21 protein-coding genes are annotated in these 21,538 nt (G+C 64.6%); 16 read left to right on the top strand and 5 right to left on the bottom strand.

The annotated features are described in order from the left end of the window. Window positions 1–101: 101 nt before the first annotated feature. From LB557_RS23360 to LB557_RS23350, 3 genes are read left to right on the top strand one after another with little or no spacing between them, the layout of a single operon-like run. Window positions 102–1,142 carry an ImuA family protein gene (locus tag LB557_RS23360; RefSeq protein ID WP_140719706.1) on the top strand — a complete coding sequence of 347 codons (1,041 nt, stop codon included), beginning with the start codon at window positions 102–104 and terminating at the stop codon, window positions 1,140–1,142. Continuing rightward, a complete protein-coding gene (locus tag LB557_RS23355) occupies window positions 1,084–2,562 on the top strand; it encodes a DUF6504 family protein (protein WP_224642683.1) in 1,479 nt (492 codons plus the stop codon). Before LB557_RS23360 ends, LB557_RS23355 begins: the two co-directional genes overlap by 59 nt. Next, window positions 2,559–5,894, top strand: coding sequence for an error-prone DNA polymerase (locus tag LB557_RS23350; RefSeq protein WP_224642682.1), 3,336 nt, complete (start codon window positions 2,559–2,561; stop codon window positions 5,892–5,894). Before LB557_RS23355 ends, LB557_RS23350 begins: the two co-directional genes overlap by 4 nt. Before the next feature lie 84 nt (window positions 5,895–5,978). On the opposite strand, the gene LB557_RS23345 is transcribed toward LB557_RS23350, so the two are convergent. After that, window positions 5,979–6,146 carry a hypothetical protein gene (locus tag LB557_RS23345; RefSeq protein WP_015314993.1) on the bottom strand — a complete coding sequence of 56 codons (168 nt, stop codon included), beginning with the start codon at window positions 6,144–6,146 and terminating at the stop codon, window positions 5,979–5,981. 282 nt (window positions 6,147–6,428) lie between these two features. On the opposite strand from LB557_RS23345, the gene LB557_RS23340 reads away from it, so the two are divergent. Both LB557_RS23340 and LB557_RS23335 read left to right on the top strand, forming a co-directional pair. Next, window positions 6,429–7,349, top strand: a complete 921-nt coding sequence (locus LB557_RS23340; RefSeq protein ID WP_224642680.1) for an SMP-30/gluconolactonase/LRE family protein — start codon at window positions 6,429–6,431, stop codon at window positions 7,347–7,349. 162 nt (window positions 7,350–7,511) lie between these two features. Continuing rightward, complete coding sequence (locus tag LB557_RS23335) at window positions 7,512–7,721, top strand: tautomerase family protein (protein ID WP_015314995.1); 210 nt, start codon at window positions 7,512–7,514, stop codon at window positions 7,719–7,721. A 38-nt stretch (window positions 7,722–7,759) separates the two neighbouring features. Here the strand turns inward: LB557_RS23335 and zapE are convergent, their stop codons facing one another. The 3 genes from zapE to LB557_RS23320 form a co-directional block, all read right to left on the bottom strand. Beyond that, complete coding sequence (gene zapE / locus LB557_RS23330) at window positions 7,760–8,986, bottom strand: cell division protein ZapE (RefSeq protein WP_224642678.1); 1,227 nt, start codon at window positions 8,984–8,986, stop codon at window positions 7,760–7,762. Between the two features lie 92 nt (window positions 8,987–9,078). Then, entirely contained in the window at window positions 9,079–9,618 is a 540-nt protein-coding gene (locus LB557_RS23325) for an AprI/Inh family metalloprotease inhibitor (RefSeq protein WP_224642676.1), read from the bottom strand. A 138-nt stretch (window positions 9,619–9,756) separates the two neighbouring features. Further along, window positions 9,757–10,200, bottom strand: coding sequence for a hypothetical protein (locus LB557_RS23320; protein ID WP_015314998.1), 444 nt, complete (start codon window positions 10,198–10,200; stop codon window positions 9,757–9,759). A gap of 215 nt (window positions 10,201–10,415) precedes the next feature. On the opposite strand from LB557_RS23320, the gene LB557_RS23315 reads away from it, so the two are divergent. The 9 genes from LB557_RS23315 (at window position 10,416) to LB557_RS23275 (ending at window position 18,612) form a co-directional block, all read left to right on the top strand. Next, window positions 10,416–11,426, top strand: a complete 1,011-nt coding sequence (locus tag LB557_RS23315) for an MBL fold metallo-hydrolase (RefSeq protein ID WP_224642674.1) — start codon at window positions 10,416–10,418, stop codon at window positions 11,424–11,426. A gap of 93 nt (window positions 11,427–11,519) precedes the next feature. Then, the gene (locus tag LB557_RS23310) at window positions 11,520–12,074 is read left to right on the top strand and encodes a hypothetical protein (RefSeq protein WP_224713099.1); all 555 of its coding nucleotides are present in this window, start codon (window positions 11,520–11,522) and stop codon (window positions 12,072–12,074) included. A 214-nt stretch (window positions 12,075–12,288) separates the two neighbouring features. Continuing rightward, window positions 12,289–12,450: a DUF1328 family protein gene (locus LB557_RS23305; RefSeq protein WP_015315001.1), complete on the top strand. Its 162-nt coding sequence runs from the start codon at window positions 12,289–12,291 to the stop codon at window positions 12,448–12,450. Between the two features lie 92 nt (window positions 12,451–12,542). Further along, window positions 12,543–13,427, top strand: a complete 885-nt coding sequence (gene dapF, locus LB557_RS23300; RefSeq protein WP_140618301.1) for a diaminopimelate epimerase — start codon at window positions 12,543–12,545, stop codon at window positions 13,425–13,427. Next, the gene (mtaB, locus tag LB557_RS23295; protein WP_140822844.1) at window positions 13,427–14,752 is read left to right on the top strand and encodes a tRNA (N(6)-L-threonylcarbamoyladenosine(37)-C(2))-methylthiotransferase MtaB; all 1,326 of its coding nucleotides are present in this window, start codon (window positions 13,427–13,429) and stop codon (window positions 14,750–14,752) included. Before dapF ends, mtaB begins: the two co-directional genes overlap by 1 nt. 492 nt (window positions 14,753–15,244) lie before the next feature. Next, window positions 15,245–16,663 (top strand): signal recognition particle-docking protein FtsY, encoded by a 1,419-nt coding sequence (ftsY, locus tag LB557_RS23290; protein WP_411970567.1) that lies wholly within the window; start codon window positions 15,245–15,247, stop codon window positions 16,661–16,663. A gap of 58 nt (window positions 16,664–16,721) precedes the next feature. Then, window positions 16,722–17,396 carry a septation protein A gene (locus tag LB557_RS23285; protein ID WP_015315005.1) on the top strand — a complete coding sequence of 225 codons (675 nt, stop codon included), beginning with the start codon at window positions 16,722–16,724 and terminating at the stop codon, window positions 17,394–17,396. A gap of 19 nt (window positions 17,397–17,415) precedes the next feature. Beyond that, entirely contained in the window at window positions 17,416–18,036 is a 621-nt protein-coding gene (locus LB557_RS23280; protein ID WP_224642668.1) for a pyridoxamine 5'-phosphate oxidase family protein, read from the top strand. Window positions 18,037–18,072: 36 nt separating this feature from the next. After that, the gene (locus LB557_RS23275) at window positions 18,073–18,612 is read left to right on the top strand and encodes an NADPH-dependent FMN reductase (protein WP_224642666.1); all 540 of its coding nucleotides are present in this window, start codon (window positions 18,073–18,075) and stop codon (window positions 18,610–18,612) included. Between the two features lie 72 nt (window positions 18,613–18,684). Here the strand turns inward: LB557_RS23275 and LB557_RS23270 are convergent, their stop codons facing one another. Next, window positions 18,685–19,113, bottom strand: a complete 429-nt coding sequence (locus LB557_RS23270; protein WP_224642664.1) for a GNAT family N-acetyltransferase — start codon at window positions 19,111–19,113, stop codon at window positions 18,685–18,687. Between the two features lie 213 nt (window positions 19,114–19,326). Between LB557_RS23270 and mdh the strand changes: the two genes are divergently transcribed. Both mdh and sucC read left to right on the top strand, forming a co-directional pair. Next, on the top strand, window positions 19,327–20,295 hold the full coding sequence (gene mdh, locus LB557_RS23265) for a malate dehydrogenase (protein WP_015315009.1): 969 nt from the start codon (window positions 19,327–19,329) through the stop codon (window positions 20,293–20,295). A 46-nt stretch (window positions 20,296–20,341) separates the two neighbouring features. Continuing rightward, complete coding sequence (gene sucC / locus LB557_RS23260) at window positions 20,342–21,535, top strand: ADP-forming succinate--CoA ligase subunit beta (protein ID WP_140712255.1); 1,194 nt, start codon at window positions 20,342–20,344, stop codon at window positions 21,533–21,535. Window positions 21,536–21,538: the final 3 nt, after the last annotated feature.

The raw sequence follows: 21,538 nt of genomic DNA, 5'->3' as shown, positions 1-21,538 counted from the left end.
GAAGAGGAATAAATTCCTTGATGAGCCTGCTTGACTCTTCCGATCCCCTCTGGAATCTATAGGAACATAACAGGAACAATCGTGAGTGAAAGCTGACCGTCATGGCGATGACCGCCGTGGCGCGGGAGACTGTTTTTGCCCTGCGCCGCCAGATCGCGAAGATCGAGGGAACGCTGCCCGAGCGCCTGCAGGCGCCGGCTGGCGCGCCCCTTGCTGACGCCGGCAGCGATCTGACGATCGTCCGGCGCGGGCTTGCCGCGGCCTTGCCGGATGCTTTCCTGCCCATCGGCATCGAGCGGCTCGATGCCGCGCTCAGCGGCGGCCTGCCGAAAGCCGCCCTGACCGAAATCCATGGCCTGGAAACCCGCGATGCGGGCGCCGTCGCCGGTTTCGCCCTGTCGATCGTCAGCCTGATCCTCAACCAGGCGCAGGGGCTGCCCATCCTGTGGATCGGGACATCGGAAATTTTCCACGAGGCCGGCTTTCCCTATGCCAGGGGGCTGCATGCCTCGTTCGGCATCGAGCCCCAGCAATTGCTGTTTTCCGAGGCGCCCAGGCTTGTCGATGCGCTGTGGATCGCCGAGGAGGCGGCCCGCATGACCGCGCTTGCAGCCGTCATCCTGGAGATCCGCGGCAATCCGCAGCGGCTGGACCTGACCGCGACACGCCGCCTGCATGCGCGGGCGCAAGGTGCCGGCCGGCCGGTGTTCCTGCTGCGACAAGCGGCCGAGCCCGAACCGACGGCGGCGCCTGTTCGTCTGATTGTCGCTTCGGCGCCGGCCGTGCCGCGCGAAACAGTCGCCGGGCCGCTCGCCGGCTCGATCGGTCACCCGGCCTTCACCATCAGCATCGGCAAGAGCCGCACGGCCCTGCCTGGACAATTCACACTGGAGTGGAACCCCGATGAATGCAGATTCGATGAAAGAAGGGGCGAGGAAAGAAGCAGGGCAAGCAACGAATGGGCAGAGAATCCTGTCCCTGTGGTTTCCCTATCTCGCGACCGAAAGGATCCTGCGGCAGCGTCTGGGGAAATCCTGGCGTTCCCGGCCGCCGGATCATCCGCAGCCATCTCATCCACCGCTCGTGATCAGCCATCGCCAGGGCAACGCGCAGCGCATCGCGGCCCTCGACGCGCGGGCTGAGGCGCTGCACCTGAAGCGCGACATGGGGATTGCCGATGCGCGCGCCATGCATCCGTCGATCGACATCGTCGAAGCCGATCCGGAGGCCGACCGGCGCCTGCTCGAGGGCCTTGCCGACTGGTGCGACCGCTACACGCCGCTGGTGGCGCTGGACGGCATCGACGGCCTGTTCCTCGACGTCACCGGCTGCACCCATCTGTTCGGCGGCGAACGCGCCATGCTGGACGAAATCCTGTCGCGCTTCTTCCAGCAGGGTTTCGACGTCCGCGCCGGGCTTGCCGGCACGCCCGGGGCGGCCTGGGCGGCGGCCCGCTTTTGCGGCGACCGCATCGTTCCATCAGGCGAGGAGGAAGCCCTGCTCGCGCCCTTGCCGCTGGCCGCCCTTCGCATAGCGCCGGAAACCCGTACCAGCCTGGAAAGCGTGGGGCTGCGCACGGCGGGTGCCGTCATGGCGGCACCGCGCGCGCCGCTCGCCCGCCGCTTCGGCGCTTTGCTGCTCCAGCGCCTCGACCAGGCGCTTGGCCGTCTCGACGAGGCGATCTCACCGCGTCTTCCCGTCGCGCCGCTTTCGGTCGAGCGTCATCTCGCCGAGCCCGTCACGCTGACGGAGGAGATAGAGCGGCTGGTGGGCATGCTGGCGACGACCTTGAAGACCGACCTCGAACGCCGCGGCGAAGGCGCAAGGAGCCTGGCGCTACTGCTTTTTCGCGTCGACGGCGCCGTCAGCCGCATCGCGCTCGGCACCTCGCGGCCGATGCGCGAACCCTTGCTGATCCGGAAATTGTTCCATGAAAGGCTGGCGGCACTCGAGCAGCATATCGATGCCGGCTTTGGCTTCGACCTAGTGCGCCTCTCGGTGCTGGCCGTCGCCGCTTTCGACATGCAGCAGACCGATCTGACCGGCGAAGCGGCCGATGACGGCGCCGACATCGCCCTGTTCGCCGACCGTATCCGCGCCCGCCTCGGCGAGGGCGCGGTTCTGCAGCCGGTTCCCGTGGAAAGCCACCTGCCGGAACGCGCCGTCGCCGTCATTCCCTTCACCGAAGCCCCGCGCCGGACCACACCACCCAAGAAGCCGGACAGGATGCAGGCGCCGATGACCATCTTCCCGCCGGAACGACCGATCCGGCTGTTCCGTTCGCCCGAGCCCATCGAGGTGCCGGCCACCGAAATGCCGGAGGGACCGCCGCTGCATTTTCGTTGGCGCCGCGCGCTTTACCGTGTGACGCGCGCCGAAGGGCCGGAGCGCATCGCCGCCGAATGGTGGCGCGAGGCGCCGGGCGACGCGGCGGCGTCGACACGCGATTATTTCCGCATCGAGGATGCCGGTGGCCGCCGCTACTGGCTCTACCGGCAAGGCCTTTACGGCGGCGTCTCGCAAACCCCGCCGCGCTGGTTCATGCATGGGGTCTTCGCATGAACGCGCTGACCGTCATTCCTTATGCGGAGTTCGGCATCCAGTCGAATTTCTCCTTCCTGCGCGGCGCCTCCAAACCCGAGGAGCTGGTGGTCGCGGCCAAGCTCATGGGCTTCTCCGCGATCGGGCTCGCCGACCGCAACAGCGTCGCCGGCGTGGTGCGCGCCTGGCAGCAGGCCAAGGTCGAAAAGCTTGCCTACCATCCCGGCTGCCGGCTGGTTTTTGGCGACGGCACGCCGGACATTCTCGCCTATCCCAGGGACCGTGCGGGCTGGGGCCATCTGTGCCGCATGCTCACCCAGGCCAATCTGCGTGACGAGACCGAAAAGGGCGCCACCCTGCTCCGGCGCGACGACCTGCTCGAATGGGGGGACCGGATGTCGCTGGCGGTCCTGCCCGATCTGGCGGCCGGCGCGCAAGACAGTCTGGCTTTGCTCCGTGAACTCAGGGGTCGCTTCGGCAGGATCCTGCGGCTTGGCGTCTCACCCTGTTATGCCGGCCATGATCGCTTCCGGATCGAGCAGGCGGCGGCGTTCGCCGAGAGCACCGGCATCCCGCTGATGGCGACCAACGATGTGCTCTACCACACGGCCGAACGGCGCCCGCTGCAGGACGTGCTGACCGCGATCCGCCTCAATGTTCCGGTCGCCGAGGTGGGGCTGGAACTGACCGCCAATGCCGAACGCCATCTGAAGCCGCCGCTGGAAATGGCGCGCCTATTCCGCCGGTATCCGCAAGCGCTGGCGGAGACGCTGCGGTTTGCGCAAGAGCTGACCTTCTCGCTCGGCGACCTTCAGTACAATTATCCCGACGAGCCGACGGAATCGGGTCTCGGACCGCAGGCGGAGCTGGAGCGACTGGCTCGGGAAGGTGCGGCCCGGCGCTTTCCCGGCGGTATCCCCGCCAGCGTGATAAAACGAATCCAGGAAGAGCTCGCCCTGATCGAGCGGCTGAATTACGCCCGTTATTTCCTGACCGTCCATGACATCATCAAATTCGCCCGAGGCGAAGGCATTCTCTGCCAGGGCCGCGGCTCCGCGGCCAATTCGATTATCTGCTTCTGCATTGGCATTACCGAGGTCGGGCCGGACAAGATCGACACGCTCTTCGAGCGTTTCATTTCCGAGGAACGCAACGAGCCGCCGGATATCGACGTCGACTTCGAGCATGAACGGCGCGAAGAGGTGATGCAGTACATCTATACGAAATACAGCTCCAAACGCACGGCACTCGCCGCCGCCGTCATCAGCTATCGCGGCCGTTCGGCGCTGCGCGAAGTGTCGAAAGCGATGGGCCTTTCGGAGGATGTCAGGGCGTCTCTCTCCGGCTCGATCTGGGGTTGGTCGACCTCGGAACTCGGCGAGAAGGAAGCCAGGGCCGGCGGCCTCGACCGCAGGGATCCGGTGTCACGGCATGTGATGGAACGCGCCAACGAGATCATGGGCTTTCCCCGCCACCTCTCCCAGCATGTCGGCGGCTTCGTCATCACCAGGGACCGGCTCGACGAGATCGTCCCCATCGTCAAGACGGCGATGGACGAGCGCAAGATGGTCGAATGGGACAAGGACGATCTCGATTCGGTGAAAATCCTCAAGGTGGATATCCTGGCGCTCGGCATGCTGACCTGCCTCCAGCGCGCTTTCACTTTGCTCGAGACCCATTACGGCGTGAGAGACGATTATGGCAGGCCATTGACCCTGGATACGATCGCCAAGGAGGATTCCCGTGTCTACGACATGATCTGCCGTGCCGATACGCTCGGCGTCTTCCAGATCGAATCGCGTGCTCAGATGTCGATGCTACCGCGTCTCAAGCCGCGCGAATTCTACGACCTCGTCATCGAGGTGGCGATCGTACGACCGGGCCCGATCCAGGGCGACATGGTGCACCCCTATCTGCGCCGGCGGCAAGGCAAGGAAAAACCCGAATATCCCAAGGCGGAGCTGAAAGAGATTCTCGGCAAGACGCTGGGCGTGCCGCTGTTCCAGGAGCAGGCGATGAAGATCGCCATCGTCGCCGGCGGCTTCAAACCGGGCAAGGCCGATGAACTGCGCCGTGCCATGGCCACCTTCAAGCGCACCGGCACGATCGGCAATTATCGCCAGCAGATGATCGACGGCATGACAGGACGAGGCTACGAAAAGGACTTCGCCGAGCGCTGTTTCAAGCAGATCGAGGGCTTTGGCGAGTATGGCTTTCCCGAAAGCCACGCCGCCTCCTTCGCCCTGCTCGTCTATGCCTCCTGCTGGTTCAAGACCTTCTACCCGGACGTGTTCTGCGCCGCGATCCTGAATTCGCAGCCGATGGGCTTCTATCAGCCGGCGCAGCTGGTGCGTGACGCCCGCGACCATGGCGTCGACATCCGCGAGGTCGACGTCAATTTCTCCGTCTGGGACTGCACTTTGGAAAAGGCGCTTTTCGACCCGGCCCGCATCCTGCCGCGTCATGCCGAAATGCACGGTGTCATCGAGACTCAGCATGCGGTGCGGCTCGGCTTCCGGCAGATCAAGGGACTTTCCAAGGAACGCATGGAGGTTTTCGTCGAGCGGCGCGGCGCCGGCTACTCGACGGTCCGGGATGTCTGGCTGCGCTCCGGCCTCAATGTCGACGAGATCGAGAAATTGGCGCAGGCCGACGCCTTTCGTTCCATCGGCCTCGACCGCCGCGCGGCACTATGGGAGGTCCGCGCGCTTGACGGCAAGAGTGCCGCCGAGAAGCTGCCGCTGTTCGACCAGCCGGCGCTCAGCCTGCGCGAGCTGGAGCCCGAGACGAAGCTGCCGAAAATGCCGCTCGGCGAGCATGTCATCCATGACTACCGCTCGCTCGGCCTGTCGCTGAAGGCGCATCCGGTCGCCTTCCTGCGCGAGCGGCTCGACCGCGCCGGCATCACTCCCAATGCCAGCCTGCCTTCCGTGCGCGACGGCAGGCGGGTCTCCGTTGCCGGGCTGGTGCTGGTGCGCCAGCGCCCCGGCAAGGGCAACGCGATCTTTCTCACGCTGGAAGACGACAAGGCCGTCGCCAACGTCATCTTCTGGGAAAGGACCTTCACCCGTTTCCGGCCCATCGTCATGGGTGCCCGGTTTGTGAAGGTCACCGGAAAACTGCAGTCGGAATCAGGTGTCGTCCATATCGTCGCCGAGAAGATCGAGGACCTGACGCCCTGGCTGACCGTGCTGCTGGAGAAGGTCGGTGCGGCCGCACTGCCGGCCGCCGATCCTTCGGACCGCTCCGGCCAACCCGCAATTCGGCCCGCGATGCTGAAAGACGAACGGGATCTCGCAACGCTGTCGGAAGAGGCGGAGAGGGTCATGCCCAAAGGGCGTAATTTTCAGTAGGCCCGACCCACCTTCGTCATCCACGGGCGAGCAGGAGCGAAGCTCCGTCGCGGCGACCCGAGGACGACAAACGTGATGGGTTGCTCAGCCGTAGATCTGCTTGTGGATCTGGTAGAGCATTTCCGAACGGTCGGCGCGCATGTCGGCCAGATCGCGGCTGGAGAAGCTGTCGATTTCGGCGATGAGGCGATTGTAGTGCTTGCGCTTGGCGATGCTGGTGCGAGCGCGGGTCACGAGGTCGTTGAAGATCATAGCAAGGTTCCTTCTGTGCCGCATTCGGCGCGGCCGTTTCTTCCTCCCTTGATCGGTACGGATCATGACATAGGAATGGTGCGTTGCAAAAAGAAGATGTTGCAATGCACCATTGCAGCCAGCGCATAGCCGGTTAATGGCTTCCTAAGCTCCCGCACGACGCGCGGCCCGGGCCGGCAGGCGAGCCGCCTCCCATTTTGTCTTACAAATTAGCGTTACCCCGTCTTGCCAGATCGATTGCGGGCTGGCTTGATCCAATGTCACCTGATGCCTGGAGGAAACATGGCGGCCGCAGATTACTATGAAGTTCTCGATCCGCGTTTCGGGCGCCTGTTCAACGGCAACGCGCAGGTGGAGAAGCTGTTCACCGGCTGCCGGTGGGCGGAAGGGCCGGCCTGGTTCGCCGCCGGCCGCTATGTCGTCTGGTCGGACATTCCGAACAACCGCATGATGCGCTACGACGAGACGGACGGCAGAGTCAGTGTCTTCCGTCAGCCCTCCGGCAATTCCAACGGCAACACCGTCGACCGGCAAGGCCGGCTGGTCACCTGCGAGCATTCGGGCCGGCGCGTCAGCCGCACCGAGCATGACGGCTCGATCACCACCATCGCCGCCAAATGGAAGGGCAAGCCGCTGAACTCGCCCAACGACGCGGTGGTGAAGTCCGACGGCTCGATCTGGTTCACCGATCCGACCTACGGCATCGACACCGACTATGAGGGCGACAAAGCCGAGAGTGAAATCGGCGCCTGCCATGTCTACCGGGTCGATCCCGACACGGGCGATATCGAGGCTGTCATCACCGACATGGTCAGGCCGAACGGCCTTGCCTTCTCGCTCGACGAAAGCCTGCTCTATGTCGTCGACACCGGCCGCACGCATGGCGCCGAGAACCCGGCGCATATGCGGGTGTTCAACGTCGGCAAGCACGGCAAGAAGGTTTCCGGAGGCAAGGTGTTCGCCGACTGCACGGCCGGACTGTTCGACGGCTTCCGGCTCGACGCCGATGGGCGCATCTGGACGAGTGCCGCCGACGGCATCCATTGCTACGATCCCGACGGCACGCTGATCGGCAAGGTCAAGGTGCCGGAGGTGACCGCCAATTGCGTTTTCGGCGGCGCCAAGCTGAACTGTCTCTACATCGCCGGCACCACCTCGCTTTATTCGGTGCGGCTGATGGTGAATGGGGCCAAGACCTATTGAGTCTGCTGGAAACGCTTCTCTGGCGTCCCTTATTGGCCGTTTTGCGGGTAGCCACAGCGCCCGCTTCGCCGCGGCTTCCGGAGCCACCATCCTGCGGTTCGCCGGGGCGGAGTTCGAAGCCGCATGTCGGCGGTATCAGACACAATTCAAGGGGAGGGCGTCATGCCATTCGTCAACATCCGCATCGTCAAGGAAGTGATCGCCGCCGATCCGGCCGGCAAGAAGGCTGACATCGCCAGGAAAGTCACGGCGGCCATCATGGACGCCACCGGGCTTAGCAACGACGATGTCTGGGTGGTCTTCGAGGAAGTCAACGCCCGCGACTGGTATGTCGGCAAGACCGACGTGGAGACGTTGAGAGGCAAGAAATAATCCCAAGGCGCGATGAGCGCCGCAAATCCGGGCTCTGCTCAGGACGGTGAAGGTGCGGCGGCCGTATCCGCGCCTGCCGTGCGTCGGCCGACCGTACCTTCACCCGGCCGGCGCTTCGCCCAGCTCTCCAGCCAGTCGCGGCTTTGCATCTCGATCAGCCGCGATGCGGTTCGCTCGAATTCGAACACCTCGACGCCGCGCTTGGCCACATAAAGCGCGTGCGGTGGCGCCTCGGCGCTCACCACCAGCCGCGTATGATGGTCGTAAAGCGTGTCGATCAACAGGATGAAGCGTTTGGCCTCGTTGCGCTTGCCTTCGCCCAGTACCGGCACACGGTCGATGAAAACAGTCGAAAACCGCCCGGCGATCGCCAGGTAATCGCGCGCGCCGAGCGGCTTTTCGCAAAGGTCGGCGAAGGTGAAACGCGCCGCGTCACCAGCGGCGGCCGGCACCACCACCTTGCGTCCCTTCAGCGTCAGCGAGGTCTCGGCCGTCGGCGCACCGCGCGTCATCGCCTGCCAGGCCTCGTCGAGCGCCTGGTCGGCCGCCGCATCGGCCGGCGTGACATAGACCGGCGTACGGGCGAGCTTTTCCAGCCGGTAATCCTTGTCGCTGTCCAGCGACAGCACCTGCGCGTGGCGTTCCAGTATGGCGATGAACGGTAGGAAAAGCTGGCGGTTCAACCCGTCACGGTAAAGGTCTTGCGGCGCCACGTTCGAGGTGGCCACCAGTACGACCCCGTTGGCAAACAGTGCCGAGAACAGCCTGGACAGGATCATGGCGTCGGCGATGTCGGTGACCGAGAACTCGTCGAAACACAGCACCCAGGCCTGCTCGGCGAGCGCCTTGGCCACCGGCGGGATCGGATCGTCTTCCCTGACCGTGCCTTCCTTGCGCGCCTGCCGGTGTTTCTGGATACGGTCCTGCACATCGGCCATGAAGTCGTTGAAATGCACACGGCGCTTGCGCCTGACCGGCAGGAGCTCGAAGAACATGTCCATCAGCATGGTCTTGCCGCGGCCGACGCCGCCATGGATGTAGAGGCCCTTGACAGCTTCATGCGTCTCGCGCTTGCGCGCAAACAGCCAGCCCAGTGCACTGGACTTGTGCGCCAGCCGCTTGGCCGAGATCTCGACGGTCAGCCGGTCGAGCGCGGCGGCGATCTCTTCCTGCGCGGCATCGCGCTCGATCGCGCCTGATACCACCAGATGGTCGTAGCGCTGCCGGACGGTCGGATGTGTCTGAAGGCCGTCACGCAGATGCATCGATCACGTCATTGTTCAGAGCAGGATGCCCAGAGAAAGGGTGCGCCGAGATCGAGGTCACGCCGCCGGCATCACCTGAATGTCGGCATCTCCTACCTCGTAAGCGAGATCGGTTGCCCGTTGGAAGTCTGGCCGTCGAATTTCAAGCCGCCCGACGAATAGAGCCGCGCCAGCGAACCGCCATTCTCGTCATAAAGCGTCAGCTGCTTGCCGGCGACGTTCCACGACTTGATGCCGTCGATCGGCGCCGGGCAATGCAGCGGCCCGGCGCGGAAACCGGCGCCGAACTTGGTCTGCGGCGTCGCCACCTTGCAGCTCTGGCCGGAGACGCTGACGTTCCAGACACCGGCGACGGCCGCCGCGCTGAGATCGGCGGCACCCGCGGGCGCCGCGCCGTCCGGCGGCAGCGAAGCAACCTGCGTGTTGGCCGGCGCGGTGGGGAACCGCGACGGGTCGGTGGTGCCGGGTGAGGCCGGCGGCGGCAGCTGGTTGGAACTCACCTGGCCGGCGGGGGCTGGCTGCAGCGGCGCCGGTTGCTGGTCGTCCATCGACGAGAAGCGTGAGGTTGAGCAGCCGCTCGCAACGAGTGCCGCCAGGGATACGGCCACCAGGCCGCCTTTCGAAAAATTCATTACAACCTCCGTCGGATCCGGCTGGGGGGAAACCGTCCGCGCAATTTCACCTCCACCAAGATGGAGAAGGTGGCGAAATTTCAACCCGATATGGTTAAAATAGGGTTTGTGGTATGAATTGTTGCAAATTTATCGCACTCACCCGGCGAGCGGCGCACTCGGCACGAACACATATCCGTCCGGTCCGACGATATAGCACTCGCGCAGACCATGCGGCTTGTCGATCGCGCCGGCCAGCACGATGTGGCCATGCTCCAGCGCCGCCGCCTCGATCGCGTCGGGCTCCGCGCCATAGAGACGCAGTTCGATGCCGGCACCGCGCGTCTCCGTACCCGCGATGGAGCCCGTCATGGGATTGTCGAGATAAGAATGGTCCGCATGCAGCATGAACACCGATCCCAGAAGCTCGAGCGCGGCGAAATCCTCGTCGGCATAGACGATGCGGGCGCCAAGCACGTCACCGCAGAAGGCTTCCATCGCCGCCATGTCCGATACCAGCAGATTGACGCCGATGCCGCGCGGCAGCGAGCGGCCGAAATCCTCGGCCTTCATCCAGGGTGTCTTGGTCCGCTTCATCGCCATGGCGTCTTCCTCCTGATGCCGCGATCCTAGCCGAGACCGCCTTGCCGCCCTTGGCCTTCGGCCGGCAAACGCTTGCGCCAGGCGCGTCAGGGCTTATGTCTATGGCCAATTCCAGGAAAGGTGTGCGGCGATTTCCCCGGGAAAACGCGCAGCACTTTCCCCCTGGGAACTGAGTGAAAACAAAGAGTTCACCGAAACCCGCCGGAGCGCAGACCTTGGCCGCCAGAAAGAAAGCCGCCAACCGCTACTACAGCGGCCCGCCCAGCGACCATTTCGACGGCAGCCTGTTCTTCAATCCCGGCGGCCGGATGCCCGGCCCCTTCAAGGATTTGCTGAAATGGCAGTTCAGCGGCCAGCGCTCGAAATGGCCGGCTGCCAGCCCGAGCCCCTTTGCGCAGGCAAAGCCGGCGGCGGCGGTCGAAGGCGCCGATCTGATCGTGACCATGGTCGGCCATTCGACCTTGCTGATCCAGACAGCCGGGCTGAACATCCTTACCGATCCGGTCTGGTCGGAGCGCACATCGCCGTTCTCCTTTGCCGGACCCAGGCGCGTCAATCCGCCGGGTATCGCCCTTGGCGATCTGCCGGCGATCGACCTCGTGCTGGTCAGCCACAACCACTATGACCATCTCGACCTTGCCACGCTGAGGCAGTTGCAGGAGAAGCACGATCCGCTGGTGGTGACGCCGCTCGGCAACGATGCCATCATCGCCGCCGCGGTGCCCGGGATGCGGCTTTCCGCGCATGACTGGGGCGACAGGGTCGATGTCTCCGACGGCACCGCTATCCACGTCGAGCCCGCGCATCACTGGTCGGCGCGCGGGGCGCGCGACCGGCGCATGGCGCTGTGGGCCGGCTTCGTCATCGAGACGCCGGGCGGAAAAATCTATTTCGCCGGTGATACCGGCTTCCACGGCGGCATCAACTACCGGCTGATGGCGGAGAGGCATGGCGGCTTCCGCTTCGCCATCCTGCCGATCGGCGCCTACGAGCCGCGCTGGTTCATGGCGCCGCAGCACCAGAACCCCGAGGAAGCGGTCCAGGGCATGTCGTTGTGCAACGCAGCCTTCGCCGCCGGCTGCCATTGGGGCACGTTCCAGCTCACCGACGAGCCGTTCGACGAACCGGTGCGGAAGCTGGCCGAGGCGCTGGACGGCCGAGGCATCCCACAGGAGCGCTTTCGCGCCTTGCGACCCGGCGAGATCTGGGAAGTGCCCCGGATATGATCGCCTCGATGGCTGGAATGACCGTTTACGCTGCCATGGTTTTCGCTGATGGTCATCCGCGGACAGGATAGGGGGAATCAGATGAAGTCAATCATGGCAGGTCTTTTGGCGCTGGCGGTCTCTGTGCCGGCGGCTTTCGCGGGCGAGATCAGCGATCGGGCGGCCGAGGCCGAGAAGCTGCTCCAGTCGGGTGATGGCGCCGGTGCGCTGGAGAAATTCAGCAGCGCCCAGGAAGCGCTCTGGCAAGCGATGCCGCTTGGCGTCCTGAACGTCAAGCAAGTCGACACGGCCTCCGGCTTCGGTATCTACAGCGAGCGCGCCAACCACATCTACAAGCCCGGCGAGAAAATCGTGCTGTACATGGAGCCGGTCGGCTATGGCTACGGCAAGGACGGCCTCGGCAACAGCATGATCGCGCTCTCTGTCGACATCACCATCGTGTCCGCAGCCGGCGAAACGCTCGGCACAATGGAGAAGGTCGGCCGTGTTCAGATCGCCTCTCGCTCGCACAATCGCGAACTGTTCTTCAAACTCGACCTTACCCTCGACGGCCTGCCGGCCGGCAAATACCGGTGCGACTTCGTCATGCATGACGAGAATTCGAGCAAGACGGCCCCCTTCAGCACCGATATCGAGATCGCCGGCTGAGGCGATGCCGGGAAAACCACCGATGTCCGATGGGAGACGGCATCGGCGGGGACGAAATCCGCGTCGGGCGTAATGTCTTCATCAATCAGAACTGCACTTTCTACGACCTCGGCTGCCTCGACATCGCCGACGCTATCTCCCGGCATCGGGAACCCAAGCACGACAGCCGCGTTTTTCAACCGGTTTCAATGTGTCCGGCTTGCGAGGCTTTCCCATGCTCAAATGGATCATCATTCTCCTGATCATCGCCGCCGCGGCGAGCCTGCTCGGCATGCCGGCGCTGGCGGGCGCGGCCGCCACTGGCGCGCGCATTCTCATCGGCATCGTGCTCATCATCTTCCTGTTGATCTTGCTTGGGGTCTTTGCGGTGACGTAAGTCCCGCACCTTCGCCGTGAAAGCGGCTGCGCACTGGTAATTCCTGCCCGTTTCCGCCATATAGCGCCGAACGGACATGGAATTTCGGAGCAATGGCAGGCACGGCCCCTTTCGCCAAGATGAATGGCATCGGCAACGAGATCATCGTTGCCGACATGCGTGGCCGTGCGGATCGGGTGACGGCCGCGGCTGCCATCGCGCTCAACGCCGATGCCTCGACGCGGTTCGACCAGATCATGGCGATCCACGACGCCAGGACGCCGGGCACCGCTTATTTCGTCGACATCCTGAATTCCGACGGGTCGGGCGCGCAGGCCTGCGGCAACGGTATGCGCTGTGTCGTCCAGGCGCTGGCCGCCGAGACCGGCGAGAAGACCTTCACCTTCGAAACCGTGGCCGGGATCTTGAACGCCCGCGAACACGCGGACGGCTCGATCTCGGTCGACATGGGCACGCCGCGCTTCGGCTGGCGCGACATCCCGCTGGCCGAGGAGTTCCGCGACACCCGCATGATCGAATTGCAGGTCGGCCCGATCGACGCGCCGGTGCTGCATTCGCCTTCGGCGGTCTCGATGGGCAACCCGCACGCCATCTTCTGGGTCGACGCCGATGTCTGGACTTATGAACTCGATCGTTTCGGCCCGCTGCTCGAAAACCATCCGATCTTTCCTGAGCGCGCCAACATAACCATCGCGCAGGTGACCTCGCCCGACTCGATGATCATCCGCACCTGGGAGCGTGGCGCCGGGCTGACCAAGGCCTGCGGCTCCGCCTCGTGCGCGGCTGTGGTTGCCGCCGCGCGCACCAGGCGCACGGGCCGCAGCGTCAATCTTTTGACCCCCGGCGGCGGTACGCTGCATGTCGAGTGGCGCGAGGACGACCACGTCATCCTGACCGGCGCGGCCGAGTGGGAATTTTCCGGCAGCTTCGATCCGTCGACCGGACAATGGGCCCGCGACACCGAAAGCGCGGCGTGATGTCCGCTCTTGCCAAGGACGTCGACGTGGCGAAGGAGCCCGGCTGCATCGACGTGGTGACTTTCGGCTGCCGTCTCAACACCTATGAGTCCGAAGTGATGCGGCGCGAGGCCGAAAATGCCGGCCTCGGCGCGCTGGATGGCGGCACCGTCATCTTCAACACCTGCGCAGTCACTGGCGAAGCGGTGCGCCAGGCCAGGCAGGCGATCCGCAAGGCGCGCCGCGACAACCCGGCCGCGCGCATCATCGTCACCGGCTGCGCCGCGCAGACCGAGCCCGAAAAATTCGCCGCCATGGACGAGGTCGATCTCGTGCTTGGCAACGAAGAGAAGCTGAAGGCCAATTCCTATCGCGCGCTGCCGGATTTCGGCGTCAACGACACCGAGAAGGCGCGCGTCAACGACATCTTTTCGGTGCGCGAGACCGCCGGCCACATGGTCGACGCCATCGAGGGCCGGGCCCGTGCGTTCGTGCAGGTGCAGAATGGCTGCGACCATCGCTGCACCTTCTGCATTATCCCCTATGGCCGCGGCAATTCGCGCTCGGTGCCGATGGGCGCCGTGGTCGAGCAGGTCAAGCGGCTGGCGGGCAACGGCTACGCCGAGATCGTGCTGACCGGCGTCGACATGACGTCTTTCGGCGCCGACCTGCCAGGCGCGCCGAAGCTCGGCAAGCTGGTGAAGACCATCCTGCGTCAGGTGCCCGACGTAAAGCGGCTTAGGCTGTCCTCCATCGATTCGATCGAGGCCGACGACGACTTGCTCGATGCGCTCGCCACAGAACCCAGGCTGATGCCGCATCTGCATCTGTCGCTGCAGTCGGGCGACGACATGATCCTGAAGCGCATGAAGCGCCGGCATCTGCGCGATCAGTCGATCCGCTTTTGCGAGGATGTGCGCAAGCTGCGGCCCGACATTGTCTTCGGCGCCGACATTATCGCGGGTTTCCCGACCGAGACCGAAGCCATGTTCGAGAATTCGCTGGAGATCGTCGAGGAGTGCGGCCTGACCCATCTCCACGTCTTCCCGTTTTCGCCGCGCGAAGGCACACCCGCCGCGCGCATGCCGCAGGTCCGCCGCGAGTTGGTCAAGCAGCGCGCCGCCCGGTTGCGCGCCGCCGGCGAAGCGGCCTACCAGCGCCATCTGTCCTCGCTCGCCGGCAGCCGTCAGTCGGTCCTGATCGAGCGCGACGGCCTTGGCCGCACCGAAGGGTTCACGCTTGCCGCACTCGGCACCGGCGCGCCGGGAGAGATCGTCGAGGCTGATATAACCGGCCACGACGGGATCAGGCTCATAGCCACCCCCCTTGCCGCCCGCGCCGCCTGAGAACACAAAAGCATGGCTGGTTTTTTCAAGAAGATATTTTCGTTCGGCAAGAAGGAGGTGGTCGAGGAGCGCATCGACGAGACCGCCCCGCTGCCGCCGATCAAATGGGACCAGCTCGACGCGCTGAAGCCGGCGGCCGAGCAGGCCTTGCCGGAGTTTTTGAAGCGCGAGGAGCCTGTGGCGGAAGCCGCGCCGGCGACCGTGCCTGCTCCGGTCGAGGCCGCGCCCGGGCCGCAGCCCGAGGAACCCACACCCGAGGAACCCACACCCGAGCCTGCGCCGACCATTCCGCCCGCGCCGGAGCCGACGGTTCCGTCAGAACCGGAGCGGCAGCCGGAGCCTGCGCCGGAAGAGAAACCGGCACCCGCGCCCGAAACGCCCGAAACGCCTGAACCGCCCGCGCCCGAAGAGGTCCCGCCGCCGCCCGTTGCTCCCGAGCCCACACCCGAACCCCAGCCGCAGGAGATCCCGCCGGCGCCATCGGAGCCGGAGATCGTTCCCTCGCGTCCGGAGAGGCGACCGGAACCCGCGCCCGTCGAAGTGCCGACGCCGCCAGTCGAAGTGCCGGCCGAGATACCCGCACCGGTCGAGGTGCCGTCGGCGTCGCCGGCTGAAGTGCCTCCGTCGGCGGCCGCCGTCGAGCAGCCTTCAGGGGCCGGCGCTGCCCCTCATCCGCCTGCCGGCACCTCCCCGTATAGGGACGGGGCGAAGGAAGGGGCTTCAGCACCACCCTCGCCCGGTTTGCGGGGAGAGCATGAAGGAAAGCGCGGACCTGCCGTCGAAGCGGCGCTCGAAGCGCCACCAGCTGAAATCGCCCCTCCCATTCGCCAGCCTGCACCGGTCGAGACGCAGCCGGTCGTTGCCGAGGTCGCGCCCGAGCCTCAATCGGTCCCGCGGCCCACCCCGGAGCCAAGACCCGTTCCCGGCAAGGTGACGGTCGCCAGGAAGGTCGAGCAGAAGGCCGAGCCACAGAAGGCGCCGGAACCGGCGCCGAGGCAATCCTGGTTCCAGCGCATGCGGGACGGGCTAGCCCGGTCCTCGCGCGAACTGACCGGCAACATTGCCGGCGTCTTCACCAAGCGCAAGCTGGACGAGGAGACGCTGCAGGACCTGGAGGACGTGCTGATCCGCGCCGATCTCGGCGTCGAAACGGCGCTGCGCGTCACCGATTCACTGGCCTCCAGCCGCTACGGCAAGGATGTTTCCGATACCGAAGTGCGCGCCGTCATGGCGGCCGAGGTGGAGAAGGTGCTCGCGCCGGTCGCGAAACCACTCGAGCTCGACCTCTCGCACAAGCCGCATGTCATCCTGGTGGTCGGCGTCAACGGCACCGGCAAGACCACGACCATCGGCAAGCTCGCCGCCAAGCTGACCGATGGCGGCCTGTCGGTGATGCTGGCCGCCGGCGACACGTTCCGCGCCGCCGCCATCGAACAGCTGAAGATCTGGGGCGAACGAACGAAATCGCCCGTCATTGCCTCGAAGCTCGGCGCCGACGCCGCCGGTCTCGCCTACGATGCCTTCGAGCGGGCAAAGGAAGCCGGCTCCGACGTGCTGATCATCGACACCGCCGGCCGGCTGCAGAACAAGACCGAACTGATGGCGGAGTTGGAAAAGATCGTCCGCGTGCTGGGCAAGCTCGATCCCGAAGCGCCGCACACCGTGCTGCAGACGGTCGACGCCACGACCGGCCAGAACGCGCTCAACCAGGTCGAGATCTTCCGCAATATCGCCGGCGTCAACGGCCTGGTGATGACCAAGCTGGACGGCACGGCGCGGGGCGGTATTCTGGTGGCGATCGCGGCAAAACATAAATTGCCGGTCTATTTCATCGGCGTCGGCGAACAGGTCGACGACCTCGAACCGTTTTCCGCAAGCGAATTCGCCAGGGCGATCGCTGGAGTGGCTTGAACAAGGCACGATGCCGGAAGTGAGGCTTCCGGATTGGATCGTGCGTTAGAAGGAAACCATGAACCCACCCATTCTCGAACGCGATCCGTCCGACCCGCAGAAAGAGAAGAAGGAAGGCATCAATCCCGTGCTCAAGCTGGCGCTGGAGCTCGGGCCGCTGCTCGTCTTCTTCTTCGCCAATGCGCGCGGCGAGTGGCTGACGCAGAAATTGCCCGTGCTGGCTGAATTCGGCGGCCCGATCTTCGTCGCCACAGGCCTGTTCATGGCCGCGACCGCCATCGCGCTGATCGCCTCATGGCTGCTCACCCGCACCTTGCCGATCATGCCGATGGTGTCGGGGGTCGTCGTTTTCATCTTCGGCGCGCTGACGCTTTATCTGCAGGACGATATCTTCATCAAGATGAAGCCGACCATCGTCAACACGCTGTTCGGCGGCGTGCTGCTTGGCGGCCTGTATTTCGGCCGCTCGCTGCTCGGCTATGTCTTCGAGTCCGCATTCAAGCTCGATGCCGAAGGCTGGCGCAAGCTCACCTTCCGCTGGGGCCTGTTCTTCCTGTTCCTGGCCCTCGTCAACGAAGTCGTCTGGCGGAATTTTTCCACCGACGCCTGGGTTACGTTCAAGGTCTGGGGCATCATGCCGATCACGCTTCTTTTCACCTTCAGCCAGATGCCGCTGATCCTGCGCCACTCGCTGGACGACAAGGCCGGCGGCGAAGAGAAAGTCGGGAAATAGGGCTGTAAAGGGGAGAGCCATGGAATTCGTCACCACCCAGGAGGATCTGCGGACGATCTACAAGACGCCGCGCCCGACCGATGGCTCGATCCGCAAGGAATTGAAGGCGCTGGACGCCCATTGCCGCTCCTTCATCGGCAAGAGCCCATTCGTGCTGATCGGCTCGTCCGATGGCGAAGGCAATGCCGACGTCACCCCGAAAGGCGACAAGCCCGGCTTCGCCGCCATTCTCGACGAGAACACCATCGCCATCCCCGACCGGCCCGGCAACAACCGGCTGGATACGCTGGAAAACATCATCCGCAATCCCTCGGTCGGGCTGCTCTTCCTCATACCAGGCATGAACGAGACGCTGCGCGTCAATGGCGATGCCCGCATCACCGTCGATGCCACCTTGCGCGAGCGCCTTGCGGTCGGCGGCAAGGAGCCGCAAAGCGTTATCGTGATAGTGGTCAAGGCCGCTTACATGCATTGCGCCAAGGCTTTCATGCGCTCCGATTTGTGGAAGCCCGACAGCTGGCATGATCGCGCCACGCTGCCGACGCTCGGCCAGATCCTGCGCGACCAGTTGGCACTGGCCGATTCGGCCGAGGCGACCGACCGCTGGCTCGATGGCGAGTACAAACAGACGATGTGGTAGGGTTGTCGGCCCCCGATTCGTCTGGACTGGTCCGCCTTGCTCAACCTCATTGCGATATCCGGCAGCCTGCGGGCGGCCTCCACCAATTCGGCCCTGGTCGCGGCACTGGCGCTGAACACGCCAGCGGGCTGTCGCGTCACCGTCTATGACGGGCTTGGCCGGCTGCCGATCTTCAATCCCGACGACGAGGGCGAGCGGACGCCGCGTGAGGCCTCCGATCTGATCGAGGCCGTCACCGGCGCGGACGGTGTCGTCGTCTCCTGTCCCGAATATGCCCATGGCGTGCCTGGCGGGCTTAAGAACGCGCTCGACTGGCTGGTCTCGCGTGACGCCGCCGTCGGCAAGCCGGCGATGCTGGCGCACGCCTCGCCACGCTCGCTCTACGCCCGCACGGGGCTGGCGGAGATCATGCGCACCATGTCGTTCGCGCTTTGCGAAGAAGCCATGCTCGAGGTCTCGCTCCTCGGCAAGAAGCCGGCGGAGGTTGAAAGTATCCTGCGAGAGCCGGCAAACGTGCGGGCAATTCGCGATAGCCTGTCAGCCTTCGCGGCCTTCATCCGCTCGCGCCAAATTTGAGCGGACTCGCGCCAAATTGAGCGGTCGCCATCGTGTCGTCGTCCTGGAAGGACCGGAGGCGTCGGCCAATCGCTACAGCCGATAGACGTACATCACAAAGGTCTCCGCCTCGCCATGCGCCTCCTTGCGCCCCTCATAAAGTGCGCGGGCGGGCAGATTGTCCGGCTCGGTGCCGACCCAGGCCTCTTCGCAGCCATGCTCGCGGCCGAGCGCGAACATGGCGTCGAGCATTCCGCGCGCGATGCCTTGGCGCTGGAAGGCTGGCGAGACGCCGACCTCGTCGACATAGAGTTCGGTCGCCTTGTCCGGATGGCGGTGCATGACCGCCGCGCATTGGCCGACGACAACGTCCTCGGCCAGGGCCACGATCATGAAATGGCCCGATTGCGCGAGATAGCTTGCCAGGCGATCGGGCCGCACCGGCTGGTCGAACACGTCGTCGGCAATCCGCATCACAAGGGCGTCATCTCCGGGATAAAGCCTTCTGATCTCAATCGCCATTGTGTAAATTCTCCCAAGTCGGCTTACAAACTTTGACGTTTACGTAAATCCCGAAGACACTAACCGATTGAAACTGCAGGGGTCGAAATAATCGTTTGAATTTATTCCGCACCAGAGTTATTGGGTGCGGGAAATTCGCGGTTCCCCGCAGCAGTCCGGCCTCTTCCTCGACGCCGTGTTGGCGCGTCACAGACAAAGGGAAATCATCCTCACATGGCACGCAACAAGATAGCGCTTATCGGCTCTGGCATGATCGGCGGCACGCTCGCCCACATGATCGGCCTCAAGGATCTCGGCGACGTGGTCCTGTTCGATATCGCCGAGGGTATCCCGCAAGGCAAGGGGCTCGATATCGCGCAGTCGTCGCCGGTCGATGGTTTCGATTCTCGGCTGACCGGCGTCAACGACTATGCCGGCATCGAGGGCGCCGATGTCTGCATCGTCACCGCCGGCGTGCCGCGCAAACCGGGCATGAGCCGCGACGACCTGCTGGGCATCAACCTGAAGGTCATGGAGCAGGTCGGCGCAGGACTGAAGAAGTACGCGCCGAAGGCCTTCGTCATCTGCATTACCAATCCGCTCGACGCCATGGTGTGGGCGCTGCAGAAGTTTTCGGGCTTGCCCAAGACCCATGTCGTCGGCATGGCCGGCGTGCTCGACAGCGCGCGCTTCCGCTACTTCCTGGCCGAGGAATTCAAGGTTTCGGTCGAGGACGTCACCGCCTTCGTGCTCGGCGGCCACGGCGATTCCATGGTGCCGATGATCCGCTATTCCACGGTGTCGGGCATTCCGCTTCCCGACCTGATCAAGATGGGCTGGACCTCGAAGGAAAAGCTCGACCAGATCGTGCAGCGCACCCGTGACGGCGGCGCCGAGATCGTCGGCCTCCTGAAGACCGGCTCGGCCTATTACGCGCCGGCGGCCTCGGCGATCCAGATGGCCGAATCCTATCTCAAGGACAAGAAGCGCGTGCTGCCTTGCGCGGCACACCTCTCCGGCCAGTATGGCGTCAAGGGTACCTATGTCGGCGTGCCCGTGGTGATCGGCGCCGGCGGTGTCGAGCGCGTCATCGAGATCGACCTTAACAAGGCCGAGCAGAAGATGTTCGAGGCATCGGTGGCGACCGTGCAGGGCCTGACCGAGGCCTGCGTCAAGATCGCGCCGCAGCTCGCCTCGAAATAACCCGCCCAAACGTCACCCCGGCAAAACGACCTGGAGATAGTTCCCGATGAACATCCATGAATATCAAGGCAAGGCGCTGCTGAAGAGCTTTGGCGCGCCGGTGGCCGAAGGCGTGCCGGTTTTCAAGGCAAGCGAGGCGGAAGCCGCTGCACAGGCGCTGCCCGGCCCACTCTATGTGGTGAAGAGCCAGATCCATGCCGGCGGCCGCGGCAAAGGCAAATTCAGGGAACTCGGCCCCGACGCCAAGGGCGGCGTGCGGCTGGCGAAGTCCGTCGCCGAGGTGGTCGCCAACGCCAACGAGATGCTCGGCCACACGCTGGTGACCAAGCAGACCGGCCCGGCCGGCAAGCAGGTCAACCGCCTCTATATCGAGGACGGCGCCGACATCGAGCGCGAACTCTATCTCTCCATTCTGGTCGACCGCTCGGTCGGCCGCATCGCCTTTGTCGTCTCGACCGAGGGCGGCATGGACATCGAGGGCGTCGCGCACGACACGCCGGAAAAGATCATCACCGTCGCCATCGATCCGGAAAAGGGCGTTACGGCTGAGGACGTCAAGGCGCTCAACGATGCGCTGAAGCTCGACGGCGACGCGGCCAGGGACGGCGGCACGCTGTTCCCGATCCTCTACAAGGCCTTCGTCGAGAAGGACATGAGCCTGCTCGAGGTCAACCCGCTGATCGTCATGAAGGATGGGCATCTGCGCGTGCTCGACGCGAAGGTGTCGTTCGACAACAACGCGCTGTTTCGCCACCCAGATGTGCTCGAACTGCGCGACACGTCAGAAGAGGACGAGAAGGAGATCGAGGCGTCGAAATACGACCTCGCCTATGTCGCGCTCGATGGCAATATCGGCTGCATGGTCAACGGCGCCGGCCTTGCCATGGCGACGATGGACATCATCAAGCTCTATGGCGCCGAACCCGCCAACTTCCTCGATGTCGGCGGCGGCGCTTCCAAGGAGAAGGTGACGGCGGCGTTCAAGATCATCACCAGGGATCCGGCGGTCAAGGGCATCCTGATCAATATCTTCGGCGGCATCATGAAGTGCGACATCATCGCCGAGGGTGTGATTGCCGCGGTCAAGGAAGTCGGGCTCAAGGTGCCGCTGGTCGTGCGCCTGGAAGGCACCAATGCCGAGCTTGGCAAGAAGATCATCAACGACAGCGGCCTGAACGTCGTCTCGGCCGACGATCTCGACGACGCGGCCAAGAAGATCGTGGCGGCGGTGAAGGGCTGAGCC

It is taken from the genome of Mesorhizobium sp. BR115XR7A, assembly GCF_020165315.1.
GTDB classification, from domain to species: Bacteria; Pseudomonadota; Alphaproteobacteria; order Rhizobiales; family Rhizobiaceae; genus Mesorhizobium; species Mesorhizobium australicum.
The sequence above is the reverse complement of the archived record's forward strand: the minus strand, read 5'-3'. Positions and strand labels throughout refer to the sequence as shown.

Excerpts from the sequence above, each read along its gene's own strand:
- LB557_RS23360 (WP_140719706.1), top strand. The coding sequence starts at position 102 with ATGGCGATGACCGCCGTGGCGCGGGAGACTGTTTTTGCCCTGCGCCGC.
- LB557_RS23350 (WP_224642682.1), top strand. The coding sequence starts at position 2,559 with ATGAACGCGCTGACCGTCATTCCTTATGCGGAGTTCGGCATCCAGTCG.
- LB557_RS23345 (WP_015314993.1), bottom strand. The coding sequence starts at position 6,146 with ATGATCTTCAACGACCTCGTGACCCGCGCTCGCACCAGCATCGCCAAG.
- LB557_RS23340 (WP_224642680.1), top strand. The coding sequence starts at position 6,429 with ATGGCGGCCGCAGATTACTATGAAGTTCTCGATCCGCGTTTCGGGCGC.
- LB557_RS23335 (WP_015314995.1), top strand. The coding sequence starts at position 7,512 with ATGCCATTCGTCAACATCCGCATCGTCAAGGAAGTGATCGCCGCCGAT.
- zapE (WP_224642678.1), bottom strand. The coding sequence starts at position 8,986 with ATGCATCTGCGTGACGGCCTTCAGACACATCCGACCGTCCGGCAGCGC.
- LB557_RS23325 (WP_224642676.1), bottom strand. The coding sequence starts at position 9,618 with ATGAATTTTTCGAAAGGCGGCCTGGTGGCCGTATCCCTGGCGGCACTC.
- LB557_RS23320 (WP_015314998.1), bottom strand. The coding sequence starts at position 10,200 with ATGGCGATGAAGCGGACCAAGACACCCTGGATGAAGGCCGAGGATTTC.
- LB557_RS23310 (WP_224713099.1), top strand. The coding sequence starts at position 11,520 with ATGGCAGGTCTTTTGGCGCTGGCGGTCTCTGTGCCGGCGGCTTTCGCG.
- LB557_RS23305 (WP_015315001.1), top strand. The coding sequence starts at position 12,289 with ATGCTCAAATGGATCATCATTCTCCTGATCATCGCCGCCGCGGCGAGC.
- dapF (WP_140618301.1), top strand. The coding sequence starts at position 12,543 with ATGGCAGGCACGGCCCCTTTCGCCAAGATGAATGGCATCGGCAACGAG.
- mtaB (WP_140822844.1), top strand. The coding sequence starts at position 13,427 with ATGTCCGCTCTTGCCAAGGACGTCGACGTGGCGAAGGAGCCCGGCTGC.
- LB557_RS23285 (WP_015315005.1), top strand. The coding sequence starts at position 16,722 with ATGAACCCACCCATTCTCGAACGCGATCCGTCCGACCCGCAGAAAGAG.
- LB557_RS23280 (WP_224642668.1), top strand. The coding sequence starts at position 17,416 with ATGGAATTCGTCACCACCCAGGAGGATCTGCGGACGATCTACAAGACG.
- LB557_RS23270 (WP_224642664.1), bottom strand. The coding sequence starts at position 19,113 with ATGGCGATTGAGATCAGAAGGCTTTATCCCGGAGATGACGCCCTTGTG.
- mdh (WP_015315009.1), top strand. The coding sequence starts at position 19,327 with ATGGCACGCAACAAGATAGCGCTTATCGGCTCTGGCATGATCGGCGGC.
- sucC (WP_140712255.1), top strand. The coding sequence starts at position 20,342 with ATGAACATCCATGAATATCAAGGCAAGGCGCTGCTGAAGAGCTTTGGC.